Here is a 20,207-nt window from a genome sequence, read left to right as displayed (position 1 = left end):
CGCCCTGCGTCCGGGACTGCGGTGATCATTCTGGGGCGGGCTGGGTCTTCGGGGGCGCGAAGCGCTGGTCATGGCTCTCTCTGCAGTCGGGGTACGAATCACCCATAGTAAAGGACTCTTTACTCTTGCCGCCGACGGGATGTGACGCCACAGGAAAGTGTTACAGCCGGATTTCCGAGTTCGGGCCGCGGTGAGGGTTACGAAACCTGAGCTTGTTCCGCGCGTGACCATTCGGAAATCACCGAACCGTGTACTTGTTTCAGGTCGGCGGAGTGCGCAGTGCACGTTTCCCAGTCGGAGCGAACGGACATCGAAGTCTACGCCCGAGCCGTCGCCCCCCAGCATCTCATCAGCGCGTTCAGGCCCTTCGGGCGCCTCCACCCCACGAACAACCAGGAGTCCCCTGTGACCGACATCGAGACCACCATCGCCGAGAACATCCAGAAGTCACTCGGCGAGATTCCCCACCCGGTGCTGCCGAAGGGCAGCAACATCTACGGGTCGACGAAGATCTTCCCCGACTACAAGGCCGAGGACGGCGAGTCCTACTTCACGCTGGTGCACGGCATCGCGCACGAATCCTCCGTCAGCTTCGTCGCCGTCCTGCAGGCAACCCGCGCACTGCGCAAAGGTTTCGAGTCCGCGATCTATTTCTACGGCCCCGGCGCTCTCAACTGCCTTGCAACACGTGGTTTTCCGACCACCGGCGACAACGGCTTCCCGGGCGAGCAGAACATCAACGACGCACTCGCGACGTTCATCGCCGAAGGTGGGACCGTCTTCGCGTGCCGCTTCGGCCTCGCGCTGCACGGCGGAAGGGAAGAGGACCTGATCGAGGGCGTCGTGCCCGCGCATCCCCTCGATGTGCAGGACGCCATCATCCATTACTCCCGCAAGGGCGCCATCATCAACTCCACATACATGGTCTGAGGTGTGAACCATGAGCGATCTCTCGACACGAGTTGACGTAGCAGTACGCGGGATTCGGTCACTGAACGTCCCGGTGACCCGGACTTCCGGCGCCGGCCCCAGCGACGACGGCCACGTACTGATCGGCGGGATCGGCGGCGCCATCCCCATCCGGTCCGACAGCCCGTACGAAGTCAGCGGAAACCGCCTGCTGATGAACGGCACCGACATGGGAGTGGAGATCGAGCCGGTACGCCGGCCCCGGTTCTACGACCTGGACACCGCCGACGGCATCTCCTACGAGAAGATCGCCCGGCTGCACGGGACGAACGTCCTCGCCACGACCGTGGTCCAGACCTGCATTCGATACGACCCGGCACAGCGGTGCCGGTTCTGCTCGATCGAGGCATCACTGCAGTCCGGCTCGACCATCGCGGTGAAGAAGCCCGAACAACTCGCCGAGGTCGCCGAAGCCGCCGTCCGCCTCGACGGCGTCACCCAGATGATCATGACCACGGGCACGTCGGCGGCCAAGGATCGCGGTGCCCGTCACCTGGCGCGCTGCGTCGCGGCCGTCAAGGCAGTGGCCCCGGACCTCGCCATCCAGGTGCAATGCGAACCGCCCGGCGATCTCGGGACCATCACGGATCTCCGGGACGCGGGGGCCGATTCCATCGGCATCCACGTGGAGTCCTTGGACGACGAGGTTCGGCGGCGCTGGATGCCCGGCAAGGCGACGGTTCCGCTGGACGAGTACCGGGCGGCGTGGCGCGAGGCGGTACGGGTCTTCGGACGGAATCAGGTGTCGACATACCTGCTGGTCGGGCTGGGTGAAGATCCGGACGAATTGGTCGCGGGCGCAGCCGAACTGATCGACATGGGTGTCTACCCGTTCGTCGTCCCGTTCCGGCCGCTCGCCGGCACACTGGCCGTCGAGGACGGGGCGCAGGCGCCGTCGCCCGCCCTGCTCGCCGACGTCACCACGCGGGTGGCGAAGGAATTGCAGGCGGGCGGCATGCGCGGCGCCGACCAGAAGGCGGGCTGCGCCGCGTGCGGGGCCTGCAGCGTCCTTCAGAACGCCGGAGGCTGACATGTGGGACCTGCCGACCGCCGAGAGCACTCCTTCCGACTTCGTCGTCCTCACCGGGCCGTCGATTCAGGAGTCGCAGCGGAACTTCCTCGTGCAACCCGCCACCGGTCGCGTGATGACCGAGGCGTACCGACGACTGCGGCGTGAGACGTTCGTCGTGGAACAGGGACTGTTCACCGCCAGCGACCGGGACGATGTCGACGACGATCCCCGGACCGTGGTGCTCGTGGCGATCAGCACCACCGGCGAGGTGCTCGGCGGTGTTCGCCTCGCACCGATGACGGACGGCACCGACCTCGGCTGGTGGGCGGGAAGCCGCCTCGTGGTGGGTCGAAACCTCCGGAACAGCAGGGGTATCGGGAAGGCACTCGTGCGCGCCGCCTGCGCCCACGCCGAATCCCGCGGTGTGTTGCGGTTCGACGCCACCGTGCAGAGCCAGAACGAAACGATGTTCGCTCACCTGGGCTGGACGCGGATGGGAGACGTCACGGTAGCGGGCTCGCCACACGTGCACATGACGTGGCCGATCGATCGAGTCGAGCGTCTGGTCCAGAGCACGAAGTCGTGTCTGGCCGACACATTGGCACCCTTCGGGGTGCACGGTGATGCGCTCGGCGGCAGCGGGTTCCGCGGCGACGACGGCGCACCCGTGCCGGGCAGCGACCTGATCGCGGCGTGTGACGCCATCCTGCCGTCCATGGTTCAGCGTGATCCCGAGTGGGCCGGTTGGTGCGCCGCCCTCGTCAATCTCAACGATCTGTCGGCGATGGGTGCCGTCCCGGTCGGAATGCTCGACTCGGTCGGCGCCCCGAACACGTCGATCCTGTCGAAGGTGATCCGTGGGCTCAGTCGGGCTGCGGAGGCGTGGAACGTACCGGTACTGGGCGGCCACACCCAACTCGGTGTTCCCGCGGCGCTGTCGGTGACGGCGCTCGGGCGCACCGCGGATCCGGTGCCCGCGGGTGGTGGCCGGGTCGGCGACGAGCTCACGCTCACGGCAGATCTCGACGGGCAGTGGCGGCCGGGATATACCGGACAACAGTGGGATTCGACGTCTCATCGCAGCTCGGACGCACTGCGGGACATGGCCTCGTTCGTCGCCCGCACCCGCCCCGCCGCGGCGAAGGACATCAGCATGGCGGGGATCGCCGGCACCACCGGAATGCTCGCCGAGGCGAGTGGACTCGGCGCCGTCCTCGACATCGCATCGGTCCCGCGACCGCGCGAGACGACGGCGGGCGACTGGATGACGTGCTTTCCCGGGTTCGCGATGGTCACTGCCGATCGGCGGGGTAGCGCGGTGGCGCCCGCCGGACCGGCGACCTCGGCCGTCTGCGGGGAACTGACATACGAGCCGGGGGTCAGCCTTCGCTGGCCCGACGGCGTAACGACACGCGTGGTGCAATCCACGGTCACAGGATTGGGAAGAGCATGACTGACATCGGAATCTCCGTTGCGGCAGCAGAGTTCGGCCGCGACATGGAACAGGCGTACCGCACGATCGGTGAACTGATCGGGCAGGCGCGGGCGGCCGGGAGTTCGCTACTCGTGCTTCCGGAGGCCTGCCTGGGCGGCTACCTGCCCAGCCTGGGCGGAGGCGACGAAAGCGAGGAGCAGCGGCAGCGTCGGCTCCGCAGCCTCCCGCCCGCACTGGAATTGGACGGGCCCGAGATCCGGCGGGTCGTCGACATGGCCGGCGACCTGGTGATCACCCTCGGATTCTGCGAGGCCGACGGTGCCGACCGGTACAACGCCGCGGTGACGCTGCACGGCGACGGAGTACTCGGCTCGTACCGCAAGGTGCACCAGCCGCTGGGGGAGAACCTCTGCTACCGCGCCGGCGACAAGTACGAGGCATTCGACACACCGGTCGGACGGATGGGCATGCAGATCTGTTACGACAAGGCCTTTCCCGAGGCCGCGAGGACGCTCGCCCTCGACGGCGCGGAGATCATCACGTCGCTGTCGGCGTGGCCCACCGCCCGCACCAACCGGGTCGACAATCCCGAAGACGACCGGTGGAAGCAGAGATTCGACATCTACGACCGCGCGCGGGCCACGGAGAACCAAGTGGTCTGGGTGGCGTCGAATCAGGCGGGGACGTTCGGTTCGCTCCGGTTCGTGTGCAGCGCGAAGATCGTCGGCCCCGGCGGCGAGATCCTCGCCACCACAGGCGTGGAACCCGGCCTCGCCTCGGCCACGCTGGATGTGCAGGCCGAACTGGACGCGATTCGCAGCGGCGGGATGTACAACCTCCGCGACCGCCGGCCGGAACTGTACGGAGACGTCGTCGCGGACAACCGGGTGAGCGGCACCCGGCTCGACGCGACGGCCCGACCGTCGTTCCTCCGCAACACGACAGCCGAACTGGAGCCCGTCGATGCCTGAGATGACGTTCACGGTGCGGTGGCCGGACGGAAACACCCAGTCCTGCTACTCCCCGTCGCTGGTCATGCACGACCACCTGGTGGCCGGGGAGGACTACACGGTCGCCGATTTCCTCACCCGCACGACGACGGCGCTCACCGAGGCCAGTGAGCGGGTTCGTGCCAAGTTCGGGATGTACTGCACGTCCGCGTCCGAGCAGATGCAGGAACTCGAACGCGCCGGCCGCACCCTCGACCCCCAATCCCTCGTCCGGGTCCTCGAGATGAACCCGGCTTCACTCCCCGGAGAGTCGTGATGACCGAACAACACACAGTCGTCGTGATCGGCGGCGGCCAGGCCGGTCTGTCGATCAGCTGGCATCTGGTGCAGCGTGGAATCGACCACGTGGTGCTCGAACGAGACTCGATCGCCCACGAGTGGCGCGACAGTCGCTGGGACAGCTTCACTCTCGTCACCCCGAACTGGCAGTGCACCCTTCCGGGATACAGCTACTCGGGCGGGGATCCGGACGGGTTCATGAACCGCGAGCAGACCTACCAGTTCGTGCGCGGGTACGCCGACACCTTCGATCCTCCTGTGCGCGAAGGGGTCACGGTGGTCTCGGTGCGGCAGTCGGGTTCCGGAGGGTTCGACGTGGACACGACGGAAGGTCCGATGCGCGCCGACCACGTCGTGGTCGCGGTCGGCGGGTATCACACACCGGTCGTGCCCCGGTTCGCCGAACGGCTGCCCACCGGCATCACCCAAGTGCACTCGTCGCAGTACCGGAGCGCCGGCGACCTGCCCGCGGGCGAGGTTCTGGTGGTCGGCAACGGCCAGTCCGGCGCCCAGATCGCGGAGGATCTTCATCTCGCGGGCCGCACCGTCCACCTCGTCACCGGTGGGGCTCCGCGGGTCGCGCGGTTCTACCGCGGACGGGACTGCGTGGCCTGGCTGCACGACATGGGCACCTACGACGTCTCGATCGCCGATCACCCGGGCGGTCTGGGCAAACGCGAGAACACCAACCACTACGTCACCGGCCGGGACGGTGGCCGCGACATCGACCTCCGGGCCTTCGCGCTCGCAGGAATGCGTCTGTACGGGCGGCTGCTCGACGTCGTGGACGGAACCCTGCGGTTCGCGCCCACGCTGGAGTCGTCGCTCGATGCCGCCGACGCCGTCAGCGAGAGCATCAAGGATTCCATCGACGCGTACATCGACCGCGCGGGCATCGATGCGCCGCGCGAGGAACGGTACGTGCCGGTCTGGCGTCCCGAACGTGAGGTCACCGAGTTGGAACTGTCGACGTCGGGCATCACGTCGGTGGTGTGGTCCATCGGTTTCCGGACCGACTACCGGTGGCTCCGCGCGGGCGTGTTCGACGGTGAGGGCCATCCCACCCACAACCGCGGCGTCACCGCGGTGCCCGGGCTGTACTTCCTCGGCCTTCCGTGGCAGCACACGTGGGGTTCGGGACGGTTCGCGGGAGTCGCGCGGGACGCGGAGTACCTGGCGGACCGCATCGAACTGGAAGCGGGTGTGTTGCCGGCGACGGCAACACTAGCCTGACGCCTATGGTGACGACACGGTTGGCAGCGTTGGCGGGGCACTTCGGCCGCGACATCGATCGCGCGCTCCTGAAGTTGCAGGCGCTGATCGAGAGTGCGACGAACGACGGGGTGGACCTGCTGGTCCTGCCCGACGCCTGCCTCGGCGGCTACATCTCTGATCTCCGGCGGCCGGACACGGAGGAACTCCCACCCGCGCTCGCCGCGGACAGCCCGGAACTGAAAGCCGTCGCGAAGATGGCGGGCCGCATGACGGTCTGCATCGGGTACACGGAACTGTGCGACGGGGTGCGATACAACGCCGCCACCTGCGTAACCGGCGACGGTGTGCTGGGCAGTCACCGCAAGGTGCATCAACCGGCCGGGGAATCCCTGGCGTACGCCGCGGGTGACTCTTTCACCGCCTTCGACACACCGGTGGGCCGGATCGGGATGCTGATCGACTACGACAAGACGTTCCCGGAATCGGCCCGCACCCTCGCGCTCGACGGCGCGCGGATCATCGCCGCGTTGTCCGCGTGGCCGGCCAGCATCACGGACCGGGCGGCGCGCATGACGCAGGACAGGCAATCACGCCTGTTCGACCTGTACGACTCGGCGCGGGCCGCGGAGAACCAGGTGGTCCTCGTGTCGTCCAACCAGACCGGAATCCAGGGTGGACTGCGGTTCCTCGGTCAGGCCAAGGTGGTGGGCCCGGGCGGCGACGTGCTCGCGCGAACGGGGACGAAGGGCGGCCTCGCCGTCGCCGAACTCGACGTCGACTACGAGGTGAACCGGGCAAGGAAGGTGCTGCGGCACCTGGAGGAGCGCCGCATCGACACCTACCGGAGCCTGCTGGACCGAGGAGAATACTGACGTGCGGATCGCGCTTCTGACCTATTCGACCAAACCGCGAGGCGGAGTCGTGCACACGCTGGCGTTGGCCGAGGCCCTCACACGGCAGGGCTCGGACGTGACGGTCTGGACCCTGGGCAGGCACGGCGACGCCGCATTCTTCCGTCCGGTCGACCCGACAGTCACCGTGCAGGTGGTGCCGTTCGCACACGTCGACGACGAGACCGTCGGTGAACGGATCCTCCGATCCATCGAGACGATGCGCGCCGCCTTCACAGCGGAGGCCTACGACATCGTCCACGCGCAGGACTGCATCAGTGCCAACGCCGTCGGGCGGTGCGTGCGAACCATCCACCACCTCGACCAGTTCACGACGCCCGCGCTGGCCGCCTGCCACGAGCGCGCAATCGTGGATCCGTACGCGCGAATCTGCGTATCCGCGGCCGTCGCCGCGGAGGTCTCCGCCGGGTGGGGTCTCGACTGCGCCGTCATCCCGAACGGCGTGGACGCCGCCCGATTCGAGGAAGCCCGCGAGGACACCGAGCGCCGCCGCAGGTGGGCCGATGTATTGGGCGAGTACGTGTTGGCGGTCGGCGGTATCGAACCGCGCAAGGGCAGCATCGACCTGGTGGAGTCGTTCGCACTGCTCGTGAAGGAGCAACCGGACCTGCGGCTGGTGTTCGCCGGCGGCGAGACCCTGTTCGACTACCGGGGGTACCGGGACGAGTTCGACCGACGGGCCGCAGAGCTGGGTGTGACACCGACGATTCTCGGAACGATCGACGACGCCGAACTCCCCGCACTGGTGGCCCAGGCGCGCTCCTTCGCCTTCCTCTCCACCAAGGAAGGATTCGGGCTGGCCGCGATGGAAGCCCTGGCGGCGGGCGTTCCCGTCGTCGCACGCGACCTGCCGGTCCTGCGGGAGGTCTTCCGGGGGACGGTCCGGTACGCGTCCACCCACGAGGAGATGGCACGCGCCCTGACGGAACCTGCCGACGGCGCCTCCCTCGACGAGGGGCGCGCCTTCGCTCGCTCACATCGATGGGACGACGTCGCGCAGAAACATCTCGAGTTCTACCGGGAGGTCGCGGCGCACCGCTGACTCAGTCGGCGCTCTTGATGGTCTTCATCGTGATCAACGAGGTGACCCGCGACACCGCCGGGAGCCCGCTGAGCTTGGTGGCCATGAAGTTCTCGTACGTCGCGAGGTCGCGAACCGCCACCCGGATGAAGTAGTCGGGGATCCCGAACAGCCTCCGGCATTCGATCACCTCGTCGAAGGCGGCGACCCGGGACTCGAACTGCTCGATGGTCGCCTGGTCGTTCACACCGATCTCGGCGGTGACGATCACCTGGAAACCCCGATCGAGCGCTTCCTGGCTGACGATGGCCCGGTAGCCGGTGATGACTCCGTCCGCCTCGAGCTTCTTGACCCTGCGCAGGCACGGGGAGGGAGTCAGACCCACTAGATCCGCCAATTCCGTGTTGGTCAGACTGGAGTCATTCCGCAGGTGGTCCAGAATTGCGTGATCGATGTCATCCATTGAACTATTATTGCGCAGAGTGCGGAGAATGGGCATTTGCTCGCAATCGCGCACCTGGATAGTTGCTATAGATTTGCGTGGTGATCGATCCAGCAACCCTCTCGACGACCGCAGTCGTCGACTCCGGCCCCCGGCAGCCCGAGTGGCGTCGCGCCCTGCAGGCGTCCCTCCCCGTCGGAATCGGGCTGGTCCCCCTGGGGATCGCCCTCGGGGTGCTCGTCGTCCAGCAGGGGTTCAACCCGTGGTGGGCGATGGTCTTCACCTCGCTGATCTACGCCGGTTCCCTCGAATTCATCGCGGTCGGCATGGTGGCCGCAATGACGCCGCTCCCGTACATCGCACTGACCGCGCTGCTGGTGAATTTCCGGCACGTGTTCTACGCCTTGAGTTTTCCGCTCGACAGGGTGAAGGGCCGGCTCGCCCGCTTCTACAGCATGTTCGCGCTGACCGACGAGGCCTACGCCATGACGGTCACCGGCGACCGGAAGTCGATGTCCGGCCGGGTCATCGTGTACTCGCAGTTATATCTCCACGCGTACTGGATCGGTGGAGCGATGCTCGGAGCGACCGCGGCGCAATGGATCCCGGAGAACATCGTCGGTCTCGACTTCGCGCTGACCGCACTGTTCGTCGTGCTGTCCATCGAGGCCATCCGCGCCCAGAGCGGTTTCGCGGTTCCTTCGATGGCTGTGATGTGCGCGCTGATCGCGCGACTCGTCGACCCCGGACACATGCTGCCGATAGCGATGGGCGCCTTCGTGAGCCTGCTCGTCGTCCGCTATTTCCTCGCCCGGCGAAAGGTGCGCACCGATGCCTGACCCCGGTTACATCCTCGCGGCCATCGCGATCATGGCGCTCGTCACGTTCGCCCTGCGCGCCGTCCCCTTCGCGATCGTCATGCCGCTCCGCTCGTCCGCGCTCGTCGGCTATCTGGGTGTCTACCTGCCGGCCGGGATCATGCTGATCCTGGTGGCGTACTCCCTGAAGAACGTCTCCGTCACCGCCCCGTCGCACGGGATCCCCGAACTGATCGCGGTGGGTGCGACGGCCGCGGTGCACCTGTGGCGCAAGAATGCGGTGCTCTCGATCGTCGTCGGGACCGGGCTGTATGTCGTCCTGATGAACTGGGCATTCGCCTGAGCCCGGCGCGCCTCACGTTTACGATGCAACCACACGGGTAGGCAGGAACCACAAGACAGTCGGCCGTTTCTCGGGAAGGACGCACTGATGAGCGAACAAGATGCACGTTCGGTGACGGGTATTCGGGACAAGGACTACAACCTGATTTGGTTCGTCGAAGCGTCACTGAGCAACGCTCTGCGTCTCGAGGGTTACATTTCGGACGCCGACATGGACGGCGACGCCGAGTTGGCCGACTTCTTCCGCCGCGCCCAAGCCGTGAGCCGGAAGGGTGGCGATCTGGGCAAGGCCATGCTGGCCGCCCGCCTGAAGAAGGAGCAGTAGGCCTCCGCCCCGACTGACCCGGATCGAAACTCAACTGCTCTGCGTCGGCCAGGGACCGCCGCGGACAGGCCTACCCGCGGCGGTCCGCTTTTCGTTGTCGCGGAACCGCGGCTCGTAGTGATGGAAGAACACCTTGCCGACCAGGTCGCGTCGGCTGTGCACGCCGGTCTTGTCGAAGATGCTCTTCAGATGTTGCTGCACGGTCTGAGCCGACACGTGTAGTTCGGCGGAGATCTGCGAAGTCGACGCCCCTTGCAACACCATCGACGTGACCTCCTTCTCGCGCTCGGTCAGCCCGTACGCCGACATCAGCAGCGGATACAGACGGCTCGGATGCGCCGGCTCCACGATCACCGCGATCCGCCGCCTGCCCGTCGATGTCAGGCATGCCCCGTGCAGCACCAACCACGCCCCCGACCGCGACAGCACCCGCGAGATGGCCACGTCGCCCAGCCGGTCGCGGTCTTCCACGCACCGCAACACACGACCGGCGAGAGTGATCACCGCAGCCGGCAACTCCCCCCGATCCCAGTCCCCGCCCGGCAGATCCACCATCCACCGGTCGACCCCGGGCGTCGCCGATTCGATGTTCCAGTTCTCGTCGAGGACGAGTAGACCCGGCGAATCGGCATACTCCGGTTCCTCGGCCTGCCCGCACAGCAGTGCACGGCGGGCACCGCCCGCGAGGACCGGCGCGATCTCCTGCACGAACGACTTCTCGGTTTCCGAGAACATCGGCATCCCCTCGTCGCGATAGAGGCTCAGCGCTCCCCAGGTTTCTCCCGAGCGCGTGCGTAACCGCGCAATCAACTCCTGGTCACCGCCGAGGGTCCGGTTCCTCCGCCAGCGCGGACTTCCCGACGGATCACCGTGCGCGGCTTCGTGCAACGTGGAAATCCCTTCGGCGGACCGCATTACGTCGGGGACGGACTGGACGTCGTCCTCGTAGTACTCGGCGGCCAGCCATTCCCCGGGAAATTCGTCCATGCCGAAGTGATAGTGACTGGTCATCAGCATGGACACGGGGTCGAGGGTGAACCAGCACGGCGTCCAGTAGTACGGGACGACACCGGCGACGACATCCGACGCGTCCCGCCACAGCGACACCAGGCCGCGGGGTGCGGCGCACAATCGTGCGACCTTGTCTGCCGCGCACTGCACGGAATCCACGCTCACGAGTCAAGCGTACGAGCGCGGATCGGCGCCGGAAATACCAGAATTGTGGAATGGTGCGCCCGCTCCACCGCTCCTAGCGTCGGTGACAGGTTCCACTCCGCGACGGCCCCGACGAGCGAAAGGCAATCCCATGCGTATCAACAGAATCCGACGCGACCTCACGGTACTCGGCGACGAACTGGAAGTACCGGGGATCGGGCACCTACCGGTGAACGCGTACGTTCTCCACGCCGCCGAACCCGTCGTCGTCGACACCGGACTCAGCCTGCCCGGACGCGGCTTCATGGACGCCCTGGGATCGGTGCTCGACCCCGCGGACGTCGAGTGGATCTGGCTGACACATCCGGACCGCGATCACACCGGCGCGCTGTTCGACCTACTCGACGCGGCGCCGCGCGCCCGCCTGATCACGACGTTCGCGGGCGTAGGCATCATGTCCTGCGCACGGCCCGTCCCGATGGACCGGGTCTACCTGCTCAATCCGGGTCAATCCCTCGACGTCGGCGATCGGACACTGACGGCGCTGCGGCCCCCGCTGTTCGACAATCCCAGCACCGTCGGCTTCTACGACGACCGCAGCGAGGCCTGCTTCTCGTCGGATTGTTTCGGGGCGCCGATGGAGACCGCCGAACTCGCCACCGCCAACGACGTCGGGTACTCGGCACCCAGCACCGTCCGTGCCGCGCAGCACCTGTGGGCCACCGTCGACAGTCCCTGGGTGCACCTGGTGGACGAGACGAAGTTCCTGCGCACCGTCGCCGCGCTCCGAGCACTCGCCCCGCGATGGATCCTCAGCACCCACCTCCCCCCGGCGGACGGACGCACCGCCGAGTTTCTGGACATGCTCGCCGAGGCACCGAAGGCAGACCCCTTCATCGGGCCCGACCAGGCCGCACTCGAGCAGATGCTGGCCGGATTCGAGCCGGTCGGGTGAGGTCGAGGGCAAAAGAAAGCCGCCGACACCAAACGGTGCCGGCGGCCTCTGCGACGGTGCCGTCATATCGCCTCTCGGCAAGTGGTCGCTCTCGGCGACAATTTTAATGTGGTACCCGGGGTATGTCCGACACCGTCGACGGGTTCAACTGTACCGCCCTCGGAGATATTCCGCCCCTTCCGGCGTCACACGTCGCGGTCAGCCGTCGGATGCGCGATCGCGAGCAGCGCCGGCGCACCTCGGCCCGGCCAGGTGCCCTCCAGGGTGTGCGAGCCGAGGTCCGCGACCCGATCCGGATCGATCACCCGGAACACCCGGATGCCGATCGCGGCCGTCGTGATGACGGTGGTCGTTCCCTCATTCGCACAGGTCACGGCACCGACGACCGGCACGGTCGAGCCCGGTGAGCCGCTACCCGACACCCTGGTGGTCACCTCTCGGCGCTCGCCGGGTGTGGCGAACTCGAGTTCCGCCTCGGTCCCTCCCGTCAGGATGGCCGTCGCGAGTGCACTTGCGTACACGGGGTCGGCGCAGGCGTCGTAGACCCAGCGCTCACCCAGCACGGAATGTTGCATCGTGGTGATCAACGACGCCTCCGCGCCGGCCATCGGGGCACCGCGATAGGTCACCGGCACCTGCACGACCTGCCCGTCCGCCGTCCGGACCAGGTGGGTTTCGATGCCGACCTCCCCGGCGGGATCGTCGAACCGGTACGCCCCGACGACTTCCAGGGACGACGCGTCGGCGGACCCGATCCAGGACTGGCGAGGAACCCAGTCACCGAGCATCTCGGCCTTGGACGGACACAGTTGAGCGTGATGGATGAGAGCCACCCGGCCGACGGTACCGCGTCACCCGGCAACCGGCGCCGCATCGAGATCGGCGGCGTAGACGGTCATCCAGTGCGGATGCAGCCGGTAGTAGACCACGTCGTTGTCCCAGTCGAAGAAATCTTCGCCGTAGAAGCTCTTGAAGTAGGCGAGCAGGTCCGGCCAGTCCGCGGCCGGCTCGCCGTCCTGGGGGTTGAGGATCTCCACCGTGCCGTGCGTGAAGACGCCCAGGTCCTCACCGCGCATGTGCGCGGCGCTGACGGCAGGCCGGGCGGCGAGGTGGCGGGCCTTGGCGGCGCCGCGCGCCGTGCCGAAGTGCCACTTCCCGTGCAGGAAGTGCCCGTCCACACCACTGATCCGCGGTTCGCCCTTGGCCGTGACGGTGGACAGGGCGAGGGTGCACATGCCGGTGACGATCCGGGTGAGCTGCTCTGCGGTGACTGTGCTCTCGGTGGTGATGATCGAACGCAGATGTGCGGTGGAGCGGGACAGGGAGGCGTCGAGGAGGGTCTGGAGCTCTTCGAGCTCTTCTCGTGTTTCGCGCATGGAGGTCCTTGTCTGTATCTGTGTCGATCCAGGGGCGTCGACCGGTGGAATCATGCTCGCACCGAGACCCTGACATCCTGTGTCAGGAATGGGGTTTCTCGACTCAGCTCGTGGACTTGTTCCCCAGTGCGGACATTCCGGCATCGAAACTCTCCAGTGCCGCGCCGACCGCCGCCGCGACGGTGACCTCGAAGATCTGATCCTCGGTCGGTCCGGCGGCGAGGAGCCGGCGGATGTCGGTGTCGGTGATCGTGTACGAGGCGTCGCGGACCGTCGCGGCGTACGTCTGCCACGGTTCGGGAAGCGGGTCGCCCGCCGCGGCGGCGATGCGCAGAGCCGGGTCGGTGGTGGCGGGCCGATCCAGCACCGAATGGCGGAGGTTGACCACGACATCACCACTGTCGTCGGGTTTCTCGCCATCGGCGAGCAGGAACCCGGGAAAGCGGTAGCCGAATCGGTGCAGGGAGCGGGTGCCGCTGTGCAACTGGCCTTCTCGGAGAGTGAAGCCGAACGCGTTGGCCAGGCGGTTGACGATGTTCCACACCAGGTTGACACGCAATGCCTCCAGAAGCGCCTGTTCGGGCAGGTCGGCAACTCCGGCGATGTCGGCGCGGTCCGGCGTGCGGGTTGTCCTGTCGAGGAACTCGCGGACGGCGGCCAGTTGGGGCCGTGCCGACGCGGGATCATCCGGGTCGATCTCGCCGTGGCCGGCGATTCGGGTGAGCTCGGCGTGCGTGTCGATGCAGAACGGGCAGCGGTGCAACTGCGCGGTGCACATCGCGAGATACTCCCGTTCCGCGGCGGTCCAGTACGACTGCCCGCGCATCGCATCGGCGGTGAGCTCCAACAGCGGACGGGTGAAGAAGCCCGGCCGGTACAGCAGAAGCTTCACGATATCGGGGCTGTCCACACGCGACACGGTGGAAGTGAGCGTGAGGAACAACTTGGTGCGTCGGGTGTGGCCGTGGTCGAGAATCGACAGTCTCATCGGGGCTCCGTCAGGTCGAGTTCGAGCAGACGTCGGGCGAGGAATCGCCGGTCTGCGGGATTGCCGGCGAGTTCGTGTGCCCGCCGGTAGGCGATTGCCGCCTCGGTGGTCCGGCCGAGGCGGCGCAGCAGGTCGGCTCGTGCCGCGTGCAGCAGGTGGTAGCGGTCGATCCCGTCGATTCCGTCGATCAGTGCCAGTCCGTCCTCCGGACCGGACGCCATGGCTATGGCGACGGCGTGGTTCAACGCCACCACCGGCGACGGATCGACCTCGAGCAACTGGGCGTAGAGGGCGGCGATCCCCGGCCAGTCCGTGTGATCAGCCGAAGCGGCCTGAGAGTGCACAGCGGCGATCGCGGCCTGCAGTTGGTACGGACCCGGTCTTCCGAGGCGTAGTGCCCGATCCAATACGCCGATCGCTTCGATGATTTCGGCGCGATCCCAGCGTGAGCGGTCGTGATCCGACAGCAGCACCACATCACCGGCGGAGTCGTAGCGGGCGGCGCGGCGCGAGTGTTGCAGCAGCAACAACGCGACCAGTCCGAGCGCTTCCGGTTCGTCGGGCACGAGTGTGGCGAGGAGCTTGGCGAGCCTGATCGCTTCCTCGCACAGCCTGCTCTGTTCGAGCTGCTCGGGGGAGGCGGTGTAACCCTGGGTGAAAATCAGGTACACGACCGCCAGGACCCCGGCAATCCGATCGGACAGCTGGTGATCGGTGGGGACCTCCAGACTGATGCCGGCATCGCGGATCTTGCGTTTCGCCCGCACCAAGCGCTGCGCCAGAGCCGGCTCCCCGATCAGAAACATGCGGGCGATCTGCCCGGCGGTCAGCCCGGCCACGGCCTGCAAGGTCAGGGCGACCCGCGCGTCCTCCGCCAGAGCGGGGTGGCAGCACGCGAAGATCAGGCTCAGCCGCTCGTCACCCAGGCGCAGCAGGCTTTCCTCCCCGATGTCTGTCATCGCCGTCACCACCCTGGACTGTTCACCCACTTGGGCGAGCTTCTCTCGGCCCAGCCGGGCCCGCCGCAGCCGGTCGATCGCGCTGTTGCGGGCCGCCGTGAGCAGCCAGGCGACAGGGTCGTTCGGTACCGTGTCGCCCCACTTGCGCATTGCCAGTGCAGAGGCATCCTGCAGGGCGTCCTCGGCGAGTTCGAAGTCGCCGAGCACGTGGATCAGGGCTGCGAGCATCCGGGCCCGGTGCTCCTGGTAGACCTGCTGCAGCCCGGGCTCGGCGTTCATTCGCCGTCGGCCGTCACATTCGCCGGACGGTGGTCGAGGCCCGGCACGCTGACGATGGGCCGCACCTCGATCGTGCCCTGCTCGGCCAACGGGCACAGGGCCGCCAGCTCCAGTGCTTCGTCCAGATTGCGGCAGTCGAGGACGTATGCGCCGCCGAGGTGTTCGTGGGTTTCAGCGAACGGGCCGTCGGTGATCAGTGTCCGACCGTCCCGAACGCTGACCGTGGTGGCGGTGTGTTCAGGCTGCAGTGGGTGCCCGGAGACGAAGACGCCGCGGCGACGGCACTCGTCGGCGAAGGCGTTCACCCGGGCCAGCGCCTCGGCGAAACCCGGATCACCCGGTTCGGGCCGCTCACAGTTGTAGATCAGCAGCATGTACTGCACAGGTCCTCCTCTCACCCGTATCAATTTCGGCTGTAGAGAATGACGAACAGACCAACCCTATCTCGACGTTTTCGGCCACATCGATTTTGGCGTCGACACCTTCGGTGGCCCCTTGTCCGGTGAAGAATCACAGGAAGGATCGTCCCGGCCCGCGCTCGCAGCGCGCGTTCACGTCATCGGTCAGGAGGAGGGGTCGGGCTGCGTCAGCGTCGCGGTCAGGCCCGCGAGCAGGATGTCGACTCCACGTTCGAGTTCGGCGGCGCCGTCGTAGGACGCCAGCACCGGTGCCAGGCCCCGGAGAAGGGGGAACTCGCCGATCGGCAGGCGGTGAAGGCCGAGGCGCAGAAGGTCGTCGGACTCGTCGGGACGCTCGACGAGTTCCTGCAGCTCGTTGAGGACGTGGCCGTAGAGGAAGCCGAACAACGCCCGATAGACGTGCAAGGCATCGGCGTCGGTGAAACCCGCCTTGGTGAGCAGGGTCAGGATGTTCTCGAGGGGACGCAGGGTGCCGAGTGGCCTGAGCCCGAGCGGCGTCGACAGCGGCCGGGTGACCAGTAGCGGTACCACCTGAGGATGGGCGAGTGCCAACCGGCGGAAACCCCGCGCGACCTCCCGTAGCTGGGTGGCCCAGTCGCCATCGTCGGTATCGACCTCGAGTTCTTCGAGGACGAGCTCGGCGACCCCGTCGAGCAGTGCGGCCTTGTTCGGGGCGTGGCGGTACAGCGTCATCGGGTCGCGGCCGAGTGCTTTACCGAGGCGGCGCATGGACAGCCCGTCGATTCCGTCTCGGTCGATGATCTCGAGCGCGCAGCCGAGTATCCGCTCACGGGTGATCGGGCCACCGTCGGAGTGGATCGAACGACGCTCGGGCACCTTCGCCATCACGACACCTTCCCTCCCTCCTACTGTAGGCCTAAACCGTAGATCTACAGTGTTGACAGGTGGCGAAATGCGGCGTTGACTTAGTAAGTGCAACGTGGGCCGTAGGAGGCCTCATGATCGTCCGAGATCGTCGGAGTCGCAGGCGTGTTGAACTCCGGTATCGACGCACATCTGCCACCTCCCTGCGTCCGCGCCGGCCGGGACCCAAGAGATGAGAAGCATCGCCATGAGCATCGGGAAGAAGATCCGGCACAAGGCTGAAACCGCTGAAGGCGCCGCCAAGAAGACCGTCGGGAAGGCGCTCGGAAACGAGCGCATGGAGGCCGAGGGACGCTCACAGGAAGCCAAGGGCAAGATGAAGCAAGCCGGCGACCAGGCCAAGCAGGCAGGGCAGAAGATCAAGAGCATTTTCAAACACTGACCCGCACTGCACACCTGCCCGACAACTCAACCCCGTCCCGAAATCAGGCCGTCATCATGATCATTCTCGGAATCATCCTCGCCATAATCGGCTTGGTCGTCAGCATCCCAGTGCTCCTGTACATCGGGATAGCGCTCATCATCATCGGAGTGGTCCTCGAGGTCATGGGCATGGCCGGGCACGCGGTCGCGGGCCGACGCCACTACTACTGACGCACAGCCGATCCGGGGTGGTTCCGGAGTCTGGAGTCGACCATGGCGATATCCGACATCAAGGAATACGCGCACCTCACCGCAGAGGACGTCGAGGCGCTCAGTGCCGAACTCGACGCCATCAGGCGGGACATCACCGATTCACTCGGCGAGCGCGACGCCACCTACATCCACCGAACGATCGCCTTCCAGCGCGCGCTGGATGCCGCTGCGCGGCTGGTGATCCACGCAAGCCGGGCGCGAGCCGGGTGGGTCCTCGGGACCACGGCTCTCGCGGTGGCCAAGAGCGTGGAGAACATGGAGATCGGGCACAACGTGTCCCACGGCCAGTGGGACTGGATGAACGACCCGGAAATCCACTCCAGCAGCTGGGAATGGGACATGGCGGGCCTGTCGTCCCAGTGGCAGTACTCCCACAACTATCGCCACCACGTGTTCAGCAACGTGGTCGGGATGGACGATGACCTCGGATTCGGGGTCATCCGCATCACCCGCGACCAGCCGTGGAAGCCGGACAATCTGCTGCAACCGCTGCGGAACCTGTTGTTGGCGGCCACGTTCGAATGGGGAATCGCTCTGCATGGGCTGTATTCCGAGCAGGAGCGCGCCGGCACCGCCGCCGAGAAATCTGCCCACACAAGAGCCCTGCTCGGCAAGATCGTTCGGCAGACGGGCAAGGACTACGTGCTCTTTCCCGCCCTCAGCGGGCGTCGGTGGCGGCGGACGCTGAAGGCGAACCTCGCCGCCAACCTGCTGCGAAACCTGTGGGCCTATGTCGTGATCTTCTGCGGACACTTCCCGGACGGCGCCGAGAAGTTCACACCCGCGGAACTGGAGAACGAGACCCGGGCGGAATGGTATCTACGCCAGATGCTCGGCACTGCCAACTTCCGAGCCGGCGCCGTACTGGCATTCCTCAGCGGCAACCTCTGCTACCAGATCGAGCACCACCTGTTCCCCGACCTCCCCAGCAATCGATACCCGGAAATCGCGACGCGGGTCCGCGCACTGTGTGAGAAGTTCGATCTGCCTTACACCACCGGTTCGCTTGCCAAGCAATACTTTTTGACCCTGCGCACCATCCACAAGCTGGCACTCCCGGACAGGTTCCTGTCCGCGACCGCCGATGATGCTCCCGAGACCGCGTCCGAACTGAAATTCCGCACAGCCTCCACCACGCCCGCCGACGGTGGCACCGGGCGTCGCGCGGGTCTCCGCACCGCGCTGCGCGCGGACCAGCGTTGAGCTCTCGACGAATGCGTGCGCCCTGCCCTTCGCCCTCGTACGGGAAGAAGAGGTCGGCGTCCATGGACCGGCATCACGCGTGCATCCGCCAATCCCAGTCCGATGCGGAGGGTGCGACCTGCTGGAGTTCGAACCTGTGCTGAGACATCCTTCTCGCCTCTTTCGTGAGAAACGGTGTTCGCTCGACGGGAGGTCGTGGCGATCGATGGGCCATTCGTTCTGTGAAGGGACTGTAAATACGGCCATTAGGTCCAGCGATGCTTCCGATCTCATTCTGAGGCCTTGAACAGCAAAGATAGGAGCAATACGGGCCAAATGGCGGCACCGAATACGGGTGGATGTCAACGCGGAGACTTGACCAAAGCGTACATATCAGAGAATATGGCCGTACAAATGTTGTGCGAGTGCGAGGTGGAGTGATGGGCAAGCTGAACGAGGAAGAGGCGTACCTGGTCGAGACGGTGCGCGCCTTCATCGACCGCGACGTGAAGCCGACGGTGCAGGCGGTGGAACACGCCAACGAGTACCCCGAGAAGTGGATCGAGCAGATGAAGCAGATCGGGATCTACGGTCTGGCGGTCCCGGAGGAGTACGGCGGATCGCCGGTGTCGATGCCCTGTTACGCGCAGGTGACCCAGGAACTGGCCCGTGGGTGGATGAGCCTGGCCGGGGCGATGGGCGGGCACACCGTCGTCGCGAAGCTGCTGTCGCTGTACGGCACCGAGGAGCAGAAGCAGCGGTACCTGCCGAAGATGGCGACCGGCGAGATCCGGGCCACGATGGCGCTGACCGAGCCCGGCGGCGGGTCGGATCTGCAGGCGATGTCCACCAACGCCAAGACCGACGGCGACGACCTGGTGATCACCGGTTCGAAGACGTGGATCTCCAACGCGCGGCGGTCCGGCCTGATCGCGCTGCTGTGCAAGACCGACCCGCAGGCGAGCCCCAAGCACAAGGGCATCTCGATCGTCCTGGTCGAGCACGGTCCCGGTCTGACGGTGTCGCGGGATCTGCCCAAGCTCGGCTACAAGGGCGTCGAGACCTGTGAGCTGTCGTTCGACGGTTACCGCACCCCCGCCACAGCGATCCTCGGCGGCACCCCCGGCAAGGGGTTCGCGCAGATGATGAAGGGCCTCGAGACCGGACGCATCCAGGTGGCCTGCCGGGCCCTCGGTGTGGCCACGGCGGCGCTCGAGGATTCCCTCGCCTATGCGCAGCAGCGGGAGAGCTTCGGGAAGCCGATCTGGAAGCACCAGTCGATCGGCAACTATCTCGCGGACATGGCGACCAAGCTGACCGCCGCCCGGCAGCTGACCTGGCACGCGGCCGAGCAGTACGACAGCGGCGACCGGTGCGACATGGAGGCCGGGATGGCCAAGCTGTACGCGTCCGAGGTGGCGATGGACATCGCCCTCAACGCGGTCCGAATCCACGGTGGCTACGGTTATTCCACCGAGTACGACGTCGAGCGGTACTTCCGCGACGCCCCGCTGATGATCGTCGGCGAGGGCACCAACGAGATCCAGCGCAACGTCATCGTCTCGCAACTCGTATCGCGCGGCGGGCTCTGATT

General features: G+C 66.6%; 24 protein-coding genes. 16 read left to right on the top strand and 8 right to left on the bottom strand.

Annotated elements, in window-relative coordinates; translation table 11 throughout:
- The first annotated feature begins 405 nt into the window (after window positions 1-405).
- From DTA22_RS14630 to DTA22_RS14595, 8 genes are read left to right on the top strand one after another with little or no spacing between them, the layout of a single operon-like run.
- The gene (locus DTA22_RS14630) at window positions 406-930 is read left to right on the top strand and encodes an MSMEG_0572/Sll0783 family nitrogen starvation response protein (RefSeq protein ID WP_112300354.1); all 525 of its coding nucleotides are present in this window, start codon (window positions 406-408) and stop codon (window positions 928-930) included.
- Window positions 931-940: 10 nt separating this feature from the next.
- On the top strand, window positions 941-1,999 hold the full coding sequence (locus DTA22_RS14625) for an MSMEG_0568 family radical SAM protein (protein ID WP_037242803.1): 1,059 nt from the start codon (window positions 941-943) through the stop codon (window positions 1,997-1,999).
- 1 nt (window position 2,000) lies between these two features.
- On the top strand, window positions 2,001-3,434 hold the full coding sequence (locus tag DTA22_RS14620) for an MSMEG_0567/sll0787 family protein (RefSeq protein WP_112299880.1): 1,434 nt from the start codon (window positions 2,001-2,003) through the stop codon (window positions 3,432-3,434).
- Window positions 3,431-4,387 carry a carbon-nitrogen hydrolase family protein gene (locus tag DTA22_RS14615; protein ID WP_112299879.1) on the top strand — a complete coding sequence of 319 codons (957 nt, stop codon included), beginning with the start codon at window positions 3,431-3,433 and terminating at the stop codon, window positions 4,385-4,387. The genes DTA22_RS14620 and DTA22_RS14615 overlap by 4 nt, the downstream gene beginning before the upstream one ends.
- On the top strand, window positions 4,380-4,682 hold the full coding sequence (locus DTA22_RS14610) for an MSMEG_0570 family nitrogen starvation response protein (RefSeq protein WP_037242810.1): 303 nt from the start codon (window positions 4,380-4,382) through the stop codon (window positions 4,680-4,682). Before DTA22_RS14615 ends, DTA22_RS14610 begins: the two co-directional genes overlap by 8 nt.
- Window positions 4,682-5,938, top strand: a complete 1,257-nt coding sequence (locus tag DTA22_RS14605) for an MSMEG_0569 family flavin-dependent oxidoreductase (protein ID WP_112299878.1) — start codon at window positions 4,682-4,684, stop codon at window positions 5,936-5,938. Before DTA22_RS14610 ends, DTA22_RS14605 begins: the two co-directional genes overlap by 1 nt.
- 5 nt (window positions 5,939-5,943) lie before the next feature.
- Window positions 5,944-6,792 (top strand): carbon-nitrogen hydrolase family protein, encoded by an 849-nt coding sequence (locus tag DTA22_RS14600; protein ID WP_112299877.1) that lies wholly within the window; start codon window positions 5,944-5,946, stop codon window positions 6,790-6,792.
- 1 nt (window position 6,793) lies between these two features.
- Window positions 6,794-7,873, top strand: a complete 1,080-nt coding sequence (locus DTA22_RS14595; RefSeq protein ID WP_112299876.1) for an MSMEG_0565 family glycosyltransferase — start codon at window positions 6,794-6,796, stop codon at window positions 7,871-7,873.
- Between the two features lies 1 nt (window position 7,874).
- Here DTA22_RS14595 and DTA22_RS14590 read toward each other — a convergent pair whose 3' ends face one another.
- A complete protein-coding gene (locus DTA22_RS14590; protein WP_005254660.1) occupies window positions 7,875-8,315 on the bottom strand; it encodes an Lrp/AsnC family transcriptional regulator in 441 nt (146 codons plus the stop codon).
- Between the two features lie 77 nt (window positions 8,316-8,392).
- On the opposite strand from DTA22_RS14590, the gene DTA22_RS14585 reads away from it, so the two are divergent.
- The 3 genes from DTA22_RS14585 (at window position 8,393) to DTA22_RS14575 (ending at window position 9,779) form a co-directional block, all read left to right on the top strand.
- Window positions 8,393-9,133, top strand: coding sequence for an AzlC family ABC transporter permease (locus DTA22_RS14585; RefSeq protein WP_112299875.1), 741 nt, complete (start codon window positions 8,393-8,395; stop codon window positions 9,131-9,133).
- Complete coding sequence (locus tag DTA22_RS14580) at window positions 9,126-9,455, top strand: branched-chain amino acid transporter permease (RefSeq protein ID WP_037242820.1); 330 nt, start codon at window positions 9,126-9,128, stop codon at window positions 9,453-9,455. The genes DTA22_RS14585 and DTA22_RS14580 overlap by 8 nt, the downstream gene beginning before the upstream one ends.
- 87 nt (window positions 9,456-9,542) lie before the next feature.
- On the top strand, window positions 9,543-9,779 hold the full coding sequence (locus DTA22_RS14575; protein ID WP_037242822.1) for a hypothetical protein: 237 nt from the start codon (window positions 9,543-9,545) through the stop codon (window positions 9,777-9,779).
- A 30-nt stretch (window positions 9,780-9,809) separates the two neighbouring features.
- Here the strand turns inward: DTA22_RS14575 and DTA22_RS14570 are convergent, their stop codons facing one another.
- Window positions 9,810-10,940 (bottom strand): helix-turn-helix transcriptional regulator, encoded by a 1,131-nt coding sequence (locus DTA22_RS14570; RefSeq protein WP_112300353.1) that lies wholly within the window; start codon window positions 10,938-10,940, stop codon window positions 9,810-9,812.
- Window positions 10,941-11,085: 145 nt separating this feature from the next.
- Here DTA22_RS14570 and DTA22_RS14565 point away from each other — a divergent pair, with 145 nt between their 5' ends.
- Window positions 11,086-11,889 (top strand): MBL fold metallo-hydrolase, encoded by an 804-nt coding sequence (locus DTA22_RS14565; RefSeq protein ID WP_112299874.1) that lies wholly within the window; start codon window positions 11,086-11,088, stop codon window positions 11,887-11,889.
- Window positions 11,890-12,074: 185 nt separating this feature from the next.
- Here DTA22_RS14565 and DTA22_RS14560 read toward each other — a convergent pair whose 3' ends face one another.
- From DTA22_RS14560 to DTA22_RS14535, 6 genes are all read right to left on the bottom strand, one after another.
- Window positions 12,075-12,722 (bottom strand): CG0192-related protein, encoded by a 648-nt coding sequence (locus DTA22_RS14560; protein ID WP_112299873.1) that lies wholly within the window; start codon window positions 12,720-12,722, stop codon window positions 12,075-12,077.
- Window positions 12,723-12,740: 18 nt separating this feature from the next.
- Entirely contained in the window at window positions 12,741-13,265 is a 525-nt protein-coding gene (locus DTA22_RS14555) for a pyridoxamine 5'-phosphate oxidase family protein (RefSeq protein WP_112299872.1), read from the bottom strand.
- 103 nt (window positions 13,266-13,368) lie between these two features.
- On the bottom strand, window positions 13,369-14,253 hold the full coding sequence (locus tag DTA22_RS14550; protein ID WP_112299871.1) for a carboxymuconolactone decarboxylase family protein: 885 nt from the start codon (window positions 14,251-14,253) through the stop codon (window positions 13,369-13,371).
- Complete coding sequence (locus tag DTA22_RS14545; RefSeq protein WP_112299870.1) at window positions 14,250-15,491, bottom strand: RNA polymerase sigma factor; 1,242 nt, start codon at window positions 15,489-15,491, stop codon at window positions 14,250-14,252. Before DTA22_RS14545 ends, DTA22_RS14550 begins: the two co-directional genes overlap by 4 nt.
- Window positions 15,488-15,865 carry a YciI family protein gene (locus DTA22_RS14540; protein WP_235214757.1) on the bottom strand — a complete coding sequence of 126 codons (378 nt, stop codon included), beginning with the start codon at window positions 15,863-15,865 and terminating at the stop codon, window positions 15,488-15,490. Before DTA22_RS14540 ends, DTA22_RS14545 begins: the two co-directional genes overlap by 4 nt.
- A 189-nt stretch (window positions 15,866-16,054) precedes the next feature.
- A complete protein-coding gene (locus tag DTA22_RS14535; RefSeq protein ID WP_037242837.1) occupies window positions 16,055-16,756 on the bottom strand; it encodes a TetR/AcrR family transcriptional regulator C-terminal domain-containing protein in 702 nt (233 codons plus the stop codon).
- A 226-nt stretch (window positions 16,757-16,982) separates the two neighbouring features.
- Here DTA22_RS14535 and DTA22_RS14530 point away from each other — a divergent pair, with 226 nt between their 5' ends.
- From DTA22_RS14530 to DTA22_RS14515, 4 genes are all read left to right on the top strand, one after another.
- The gene (locus DTA22_RS14530) at window positions 16,983-17,177 is read left to right on the top strand and encodes a CsbD family protein (protein ID WP_037242839.1); all 195 of its coding nucleotides are present in this window, start codon (window positions 16,983-16,985) and stop codon (window positions 17,175-17,177) included.
- Window positions 17,178-17,233: 56 nt separating this feature from the next.
- Complete coding sequence (locus tag DTA22_RS36280; RefSeq protein WP_174233803.1) at window positions 17,234-17,389, top strand: DUF6131 family protein; 156 nt, start codon at window positions 17,234-17,236, stop codon at window positions 17,387-17,389.
- A 42-nt stretch (window positions 17,390-17,431) separates the two neighbouring features.
- The gene (locus DTA22_RS14525; protein ID WP_112299868.1) at window positions 17,432-18,634 is read left to right on the top strand and encodes a fatty acid desaturase family protein; all 1,203 of its coding nucleotides are present in this window, start codon (window positions 17,432-17,434) and stop codon (window positions 18,632-18,634) included.
- 419 nt (window positions 18,635-19,053) lie between these two features.
- Entirely contained in the window at window positions 19,054-20,205 is a 1,152-nt protein-coding gene (locus DTA22_RS14515; RefSeq protein ID WP_112299867.1) for an acyl-CoA dehydrogenase family protein, read from the top strand.
- The last annotated feature ends 2 nt before the right edge of the window (window positions 20,206-20,207 follow it).

This window comes from Rhodococcus wratislaviensis (assembly GCF_900455735.1).
Classification (GTDB): Bacteria; Actinomycetota; Actinomycetes; order Mycobacteriales; family Mycobacteriaceae; genus Rhodococcus_F; species Rhodococcus_F wratislaviensis.
This window is presented reverse-complemented; position numbering and strand designations above follow the sequence as displayed.

Coding starts and splice junctions, on each gene's coding strand:
- DTA22_RS14545 (WP_112299870.1), bottom strand. CDS start 15,491: ATGAACGCCGAGCCCGGGCTGCAGCAGGTCTACCAGGAGCACCGGGCC.
- DTA22_RS14610 (WP_037242810.1), top strand. CDS start 4,380: ATGCCTGAGATGACGTTCACGGTGCGGTGGCCGGACGGAAACACCCAG.
- DTA22_RS14600 (WP_112299877.1), top strand. CDS start 5,944: ATGGTGACGACACGGTTGGCAGCGTTGGCGGGGCACTTCGGCCGCGAC.
- DTA22_RS14515 (WP_112299867.1), top strand. CDS start 19,054: ATGGGCAAGCTGAACGAGGAAGAGGCGTACCTGGTCGAGACGGTGCGC.
- DTA22_RS14605 (WP_112299878.1), top strand. CDS start 4,682: ATGACCGAACAACACACAGTCGTCGTGATCGGCGGCGGCCAGGCCGGT.
- DTA22_RS14535 (WP_037242837.1), bottom strand. CDS start 16,756: ATGGCGAAGGTGCCCGAGCGTCGTTCGATCCACTCCGACGGTGGCCCG.
- DTA22_RS36280 (WP_174233803.1), top strand. CDS start 17,234: ATGATCATTCTCGGAATCATCCTCGCCATAATCGGCTTGGTCGTCAGC.
- DTA22_RS14625 (WP_037242803.1), top strand. CDS start 941: ATGAGCGATCTCTCGACACGAGTTGACGTAGCAGTACGCGGGATTCGG.
- DTA22_RS14525 (WP_112299868.1), top strand. CDS start 17,432: ATGGCGATATCCGACATCAAGGAATACGCGCACCTCACCGCAGAGGAC.
- DTA22_RS14620 (WP_112299880.1), top strand. CDS start 2,001: ATGTGGGACCTGCCGACCGCCGAGAGCACTCCTTCCGACTTCGTCGTC.
- DTA22_RS14540 (WP_235214757.1), bottom strand. CDS start 15,865: ATGCTGCTGATCTACAACTGTGAGCGGCCCGAACCGGGTGATCCGGGT.
- DTA22_RS14575 (WP_037242822.1), top strand. CDS start 9,543: ATGAGCGAACAAGATGCACGTTCGGTGACGGGTATTCGGGACAAGGAC.
- DTA22_RS14550 (WP_112299871.1), bottom strand. CDS start 14,253: ATGAGACTGTCGATTCTCGACCACGGCCACACCCGACGCACCAAGTTG.
- DTA22_RS14530 (WP_037242839.1), top strand. CDS start 16,983: ATGAGCATCGGGAAGAAGATCCGGCACAAGGCTGAAACCGCTGAAGGC.
- DTA22_RS14555 (WP_112299872.1), bottom strand. CDS start 13,265: ATGCGCGAAACACGAGAAGAGCTCGAAGAGCTCCAGACCCTCCTCGAC.
- DTA22_RS14615 (WP_112299879.1), top strand. CDS start 3,431: ATGACTGACATCGGAATCTCCGTTGCGGCAGCAGAGTTCGGCCGCGAC.
- DTA22_RS14580 (WP_037242820.1), top strand. CDS start 9,126: ATGCCTGACCCCGGTTACATCCTCGCGGCCATCGCGATCATGGCGCTC.
- DTA22_RS14590 (WP_005254660.1), bottom strand. CDS start 8,315: ATGGATGACATCGATCACGCAATTCTGGACCACCTGCGGAATGACTCC.
- DTA22_RS14565 (WP_112299874.1), top strand. CDS start 11,086: ATGCGTATCAACAGAATCCGACGCGACCTCACGGTACTCGGCGACGAA.